The sequence below is a fragment of the Bartonella sp. AP72JLCBS genome, assembly GCF_042195705.1.
Taxonomy (GTDB): Bacteria; Pseudomonadota; Alphaproteobacteria; order Rhizobiales; family Rhizobiaceae; genus Bartonella.
The window spans coordinates 1-507 of the sequence record NZ_JBHIOU010000159.1 but is presented as its reverse complement, the minus strand read 5'-3'; the positions used below and the strand labels follow the sequence as shown (position 1 = coordinate 507).

The window sequence follows — 507 nt, the reverse complement described above, 5'->3', positions numbered from 1 at the left end:
CTCTTACCAGAAAGGGTTTTGGTTAAAAAATTTGCGTAATCATCAGAATCATTCAAACCAGCAACAGAGAGAAGGCTTTGTGGATAAAACACACCAGCACTTTTTACACCCTCAAGAAACGTGTTTCTAAAATCAGGATTTGCTGAAAAAACAGGCGTAACATTCGATAAGAATGTAGCCGCTGTAGCCAACGAAAGAACTTTAACAAAAGAAAAACGAGAACGTTTTAATTCACTCGCTGCTTGTGGGGCATATAATTTTTTCATAACAAACTCTCCAATGAAAAAACTTAGAAACACCTCCAAAACATAAAAAAGACACATTTTAGCATTATTGATGTCTTTGGAATTTAGAGTAGACGATCATTGCTTAGAGTGTGAACATTTTGAGTCTTTAGTTTTGTTTGTGCTCTCTGTATTGAGATCTAAATGCTTGTATTTTTGATTATGTTTTGTGGACATAAAGATAACACATTTAGAGTCTAAGGGTTTTAGTGTGCTGTTTTTT

The 507-nt window shown here is 34.1% G+C and carries 1 protein-coding gene; it reads right to left on the bottom strand.

Features of this window, described 5'->3' with window-relative positions; all coding sequences use genetic code 11:
- The coding region (locus tag ACFILO_RS09845) for a hypothetical protein (RefSeq protein WP_375678256.1) at positions 1 to 266 on the bottom strand (266 nt) is incomplete at its 3' end.
- Between the last annotated feature and the right edge of the window lie 241 nt (positions 267 to 507).